Origin of the sequence: Roseobacter sp. HKCCA2468 (assembly GCF_037805105.1) — a bacterium.
Lineage (GTDB): Bacteria > Pseudomonadota > Alphaproteobacteria > Rhodobacterales > Rhodobacteraceae > M30B80.
In genome coordinates, this window is sequence record NZ_JBBLYN010000014.1 from 1 (window position 1) to 5,235 (window position 5,235).

General features: G+C 49.7%; 7 protein-coding genes. 4 read left to right on the top strand and 3 right to left on the bottom strand.

All coding sequences use genetic code 11. The annotated features are described in order from the left end of the window. Positions 1–532: tyrosine-type recombinase/integrase (locus AAC620_RS12255; protein ID WP_340245378.1), on the bottom strand; the 532-nt coding region annotated here is incomplete at its 3' end. Between the two features lie 755 nt (positions 533–1,287). Here AAC620_RS12255 and AAC620_RS12260 point away from each other — a divergent pair. Together AAC620_RS12260 and AAC620_RS12265 are read left to right on the top strand one after the other, a co-directional pair. Further along, entirely contained in the window at positions 1,288–1,611 is a 324-nt protein-coding gene (locus AAC620_RS12260) for a DUF6626 family protein (protein WP_340245381.1), read from the top strand. A gap of 221 nt (positions 1,612–1,832) precedes the next feature. Further along, positions 1,833–2,195, top strand: coding sequence for a hypothetical protein (locus AAC620_RS12265; RefSeq protein WP_340245383.1), 363 nt, complete (start codon positions 1,833–1,835; stop codon positions 2,193–2,195). A 36-nt stretch (positions 2,196–2,231) separates the two neighbouring features. Here the strand turns inward: AAC620_RS12265 and AAC620_RS12270 are convergent, their stop codons facing one another. Then, the gene (locus AAC620_RS12270; protein WP_340245385.1) at positions 2,232–2,915 is read right to left on the bottom strand and encodes a hypothetical protein; all 684 of its coding nucleotides are present in this window, start codon (positions 2,913–2,915) and stop codon (positions 2,232–2,234) included. Between the two features lie 91 nt (positions 2,916–3,006). Beyond that, on the bottom strand, positions 3,007–3,951 hold the full coding sequence (locus AAC620_RS12275; protein WP_340245387.1) for a tyrosine-type recombinase/integrase: 945 nt from the start codon (positions 3,949–3,951) through the stop codon (positions 3,007–3,009). A 140-nt stretch (positions 3,952–4,091) separates the two neighbouring features. Here AAC620_RS12275 and AAC620_RS12280 point away from each other — a divergent pair, with 140 nt between their 5' ends. Both AAC620_RS12280 and AAC620_RS12285 read left to right on the top strand, forming a co-directional pair. Beyond that, on the top strand, positions 4,092–4,943 hold the full coding sequence (locus AAC620_RS12280) for a porin (protein ID WP_340245389.1): 852 nt from the start codon (positions 4,092–4,094) through the stop codon (positions 4,941–4,943). Positions 4,944–5,033: 90 nt separating this feature from the next. Next, positions 5,034–5,235, top strand: a 202-nt coding sequence (locus AAC620_RS12285; protein WP_340245391.1) for a hypothetical protein, incomplete at its 3' end; no start/stop codon positions are given.

Consider the following 5,235-nt stretch of genomic DNA (forward strand, 5'->3'; position numbering starts at 1 on the left):
GCGCATCGTTCACGGTTAGATAGCGTTGTGTGGTGGCTATGTTGCGATGTCCTGCGATAGCAGCCAGCACATGCACACTAATGCCCTTATCTGCGAGACGTGTGATCATGGTGCGTCTGCCACTGTGACTGCTTGCACCATCAATTCTGCAAGCCGCGTATACCTCCAAAAACAGCTGTGCGACGGTATTGCCTGAGAAGTGCCCACCCTTTTGACTGGGAAACAGTGCAGTGCAGGGTTTTTTGACGCTTACAGTTGGATAGTATCGACGGAGTGCGGCACTGAGGCGTTTGTTGACAAATACACGACGTGGTTGCCCGCCTTTGGTTGTGTGCAACTGAATGATCTCGCGCACTGTGCCTGCTGGCGTATAAACATCCTCTATTTTGAGAGCTGCGATCTCCATGGCTCGCAGTCCCGCATTGAAGCTGACAGCGAAGATTGTTTGATCCCGCAAGGCATGGCGGCGTGTGCTCAAATACGCCATCACTCGTTTTAGTTCTGCTTCTGTGACGATCTTTGCTTGTCGCATGTTGCACCCAATAATCTCATGTTCTGTGTGATTTGAGTTTACGAGATGAGATATTGGCAGGACGACCGAAATCAGAGGTCACTATGTGTTCAATGAGATCAAGCGGTTAGCTGATAATCTAAGACAATACTTATTCTATTACTTTTCTGATCACTAACGCAGTCGTTGATAAATAAACATACATGCGCACCTATGCGGATGCGAAACTGGATTAAGGTTGGCGTGCCGAATGTAATTACGCTGTGAAACCCGTTCTGCTGTGTGACGGTAAGCAAGAGTGCCAGTTCTCTAACTTCGATGGACTACCCACTGGGCGGCTGGTGGATGCCATAAATCCTGCGAGACAGGGTTTCCATTGTCGTAACGGTTGGAGTTTAGAGATAAGCTCTAGGACAAGTGAGACGGAGGACACGCCAATTGGTAACCGTCGTTGCTTGGGGTAGCTGCGCTGTATCGGTCCCAAGCATGTGTGTGATGAGCCTGTAATAGAGATGATAGCAAAACCTGCTCTTCCCTGAACATTAAGGGTTAGGTGACTACAGCCTGTTCAAAGCGACGTGCAATGACAGATCTACGCCCTACGGGGCGTGATCTATTCTGCTCCTTGCAATGATCGTCTAACAATAAAAATTCAATAATCCTGTGAGTGCTGTTCGATGTGAGCCTGCGATCATCGCAACAGCATGACACTGCTCCTCACAGGAGGAGCAAACATACGTCTACTTAGTGTTGATAAATAACATTAAGGAGATGCTATGACTGAAAAACTGATCATCGAAAACATTTGCAACCTCGTCATTGCTGAGGGTTTAGCTGAAAACGAACAAGACTTTTGTGAGCGCTGGCTGTGCAAGGGTGAAGGTTATATGCGCACTTTGCGGTTTAGGGGCTTGCAACCCAGCGCTGATGCGCTTGCTGTGTGCGCTAATAAGCTGGGATTTTACGCTGATGCGTTCTTAGCCAGCGATAGACCCTATTCCGTGCACACAGGGCGTAATTTGCAAGCTCTGCAGCGGCTCTGTGAAGATGAACTTCGCAAGGCAGCGCAAAGCAAGTGGCAAGGACACAGCATACATTGAAGCAATCAAATCAAAGACAGTTGACCGAGCGAGTGGATGCACTGGATGCAAGGCTCAAAGCACTGCGACAACAACAAGAGCGCATCAAACAGCAGAAAAAGCAGATCAGGCTGCAAAAAGCGCGACAGGCACTGACACAGTAAAAGTGCGCCACGTCACATAAATTTTACGAACTACACCAAGATTGTCTCTGTGAATTCAACACAGCATAGGGATCAATCATGCCTACACTTGACGAACTCCTCAAAAAACACGGTATTGTTCCAGCAACTACTGCGCCAAGTAGTCCTAGGGCTAAGATGCTCGTGCAAGCTGATCGTATGCTCACCGAGCTGAAAAAGTATAAAGCAACAACTGAACTCAATGGCACAAGCACTAAGTATTGGTGGGCACCGCAGGCTGTCAGCGGCAAGCGTAAGATTTCTGTGCGCTATGGGAACAAGATCGTGGAAGGCTGCTCCACGTATGTGAACGACGACTTAGATGCTGTGCGTAAAGCTGTAGAAGCATACAAGGCTGTTATTGAGGACAGTGACGATGCAACTTGGGCTGCAGAAGAGGCACGGCGCAAATCCAGCACGTAAACACGGTTTGGGTGGGGCGGGCGATGATCTCCTGCCTCACCGGCTCTTCAGGGCTCTGAGCATGTCTTGCAACTTTGCTTGTTGTTCTGCATCAGGGCTATCCGTTGGTTCAGCAGTAAGTGCTTCGAGTGCGCGATCAACCACTTCGATTTTGATATCACGCTTTGTGCGCACGTATCCTGTGACAGATGCCTGTGATTGATTTTCCATGCTGCGCGACGTTCTCACACGCGGCATGCCATGGAAATCAATGCTAGTTCCAGAAGTTGTGGGTCCATTATCGGGTGTGCGATCCAGCCATAATTCCAGTGCTGGGTCCAAGCTTACCTGCTCTTGCAGATGCTCAAGTGCACGCTCATAGGCGACATCAGCTTTGTTGTAAAACTTGCCCGCGTATGCTTTTCCTCGACTAGAAGCACTTTCTGCTTTTGCGCGCTGAAAATCGGCTTTCTTCAGCCGCCTCTCATATTCGCGTATGGCGTCAGGCTTATCTTGAGGCTTCAGACGCATATCTTGCTCACATGCCCATTCCTGCGCCACGTCGTCGAAGTATTCACCCAGCCACGTCCGTAATTGACGATTGGCTACTTCTTCGCCTGCTATCAGTTTCTCACGGATTTCCTGTAGCTTTTTGATACGCTTACTGTGATCATCCTTTGATACTTCTGAGTTTTTCACTGGCACTGCCCCACAAGCGTATAAAAAGTATGCATTTAACATTGGCGCACAAATTTTTTAAGAAAACAAGGCGCTCGACAAGCGTCAAAAAACCATGCACTTTAGTCATATGCTGCACGATTGGGCAATCCACTCAGGCTCCTCCAACAATGCCCCCTACAATCTCTGCTCTTTGATGCAGTAAATTTGGCTGTAGATGCGCATATCGTTGCGTCATCTGTGCGCTACTGTGCCCCAACAGCGTTTGAACTTCATAGAGGCTAACGCCTTTATTGATAAGCAGACTGGCATACGTATGGCGAAGATCATGTATGCGCACATCTGGCAGTCCCGCTGCCTCTCGTATTAGGTGCCATGCTGCATAATAGCTGTGATAAGCTGTATATGTGCGCGGGTTGGTGAACACATATGCCGATCCATCAGCTCCCAATCCAAGCCGTTCAGCATTCTCTCTGCAATCATCCAACACCGCCATAGCGGCAGTGTTTAATATAATGCGGCGGCTACGTCCCGACTTGCTGCGCGGCACAGTCCACACACGCTTGTTCTTGTCTATATCACACCACCGCGCCAGCCGTGCTTCGCCCTTGCGTGCCCCCGTAAGTAGAAGCAGCCTGATGACGTTGTAGATATGAGGATGCGTGGTGCGCTGTGCGTGTTTGAGTATGAGTGCAATTTCTGCTTCGCTGAGAAAGCGTTGCTTGTAATCACCCAGCACAAGCCTCTGTATGTTGCTGAGGTCTTTGCTACGATCAATGTAGCCCCAGTGACGTGCTAAATTGAGCATGCGGTTGACGAGGAATATGTGCTTGTTGATGGTGCTGCGCTGGTAGCCTGCTACAATCTGTTCACGCACCCATATGTCGAACAAGGGATTGCTAAGTTCATCAAGCCTATATCGCCCGAACTGATCACGAAGGTGCGTGTTGTATGCGCTCCAAGTGTCTTTGGTATTACGCTTGGTTGCTTTTGCATGAGGAAAATAGTGCTCATCGAAGAAACAATTTAGCGTGATTGACTGTTGGCTTCGATGATTGTTCTGCTGTTGCTTCTGTCTGGTTTTGAATGCGGTGAACATTTGATCTACTCCATGTCATACGCATAAATTTACTATCTCTACGCTCAAGCCGCGACCAGAAAATACCATGATATTAGTGACATAGCATCATCGACTACGATGATCAGCACCATTGCTAAGGGCTCTTCGCTACTACTGCTTTGATTGCAACCGCAGGCGTTGCATCTGCAGACATCACTTTGACTGGCGCTGCTGCCATGGGCTTGCAGTACACCGAAGACGGTGCTGCTAACAATAACGCCAACGACACAGTTTTTGACACTGAGCTTGATTTCACAATCAAAGCGTCTGGCGAATCCGACAACGGCATCGCCTTTGGCGCTTCGATGGATCTCGAGTCTGCAGAAACTGATCAGTCCCAAAACACAAGCTTGGGTGATGGCGACAGCGAAGTATTCATCACTTACCAGGGTATCACAATCACTATGGGTGATGTTGGCGGTCAAACTAAAGACGCAATTGCAAACCCTGGTTATCAAGGCACAGGCGCTGACGATCTGGCTGAAGCTGGCGATATTGGCAACTACGATGTTAACGTTGCATTCAGCGCAGGCGGTCTGGCGTTCGGTGTATCTTACGGCTCAGATACCGAAGACTTCGCCGTAAGCGTATCCGGCACTGCTGGTGACGTGTCTTGGGGCATCGCATCTATCAACGACGAAGACGGCTCTGACGTTGTCGAGTTGACCGCTGGTTATTCTTCCGGCGCCTACTCTTTAAACGGCTTGTACGCTGACCAGTCTGGCGCGACAGCGGCAACTGACTTGAAAGCATATGGTCTGTCCGTTGGTTATACCGTTGGCGCAACGACCTATATCGCTGCAATGTCGGACACAAATGCCGATAATCAAGATGCCAACTATGGCGTTGGCTTCTCGACCGCGCTCGGTGGCGGCTTGTCCTTCGCAGGCGGCGTGTCGGTTGACGGCGCAACCACCGCTGGTGGTGAGGGCGTCACCAAAGCTGACCTCGGCTTCACAATGGCATTCTAATCCTCACGGATTACTTGCTTGGGAAAGAGCGGGCTTCGGCTCGCTCTTTTCTTTTAATGAAGGCACCGTTTAACGAAAGTGAGCTCGCACATGCGCATCAACTCAACCATCGCTGCTGCTGTATTCTTTGCAACCACTGGTATTGCTAACGCAGACACTGCAGTTGTTGGGGCAGTGCGCGATATCCATCGTGGCGGATATGGCGGCATGATTGAGTATCACTGGACTGAAACACTTGCTGCAAAACCCAATTGGAGTGCAGGTTGGGCTAGTGCTGCACACACAGAAGCTG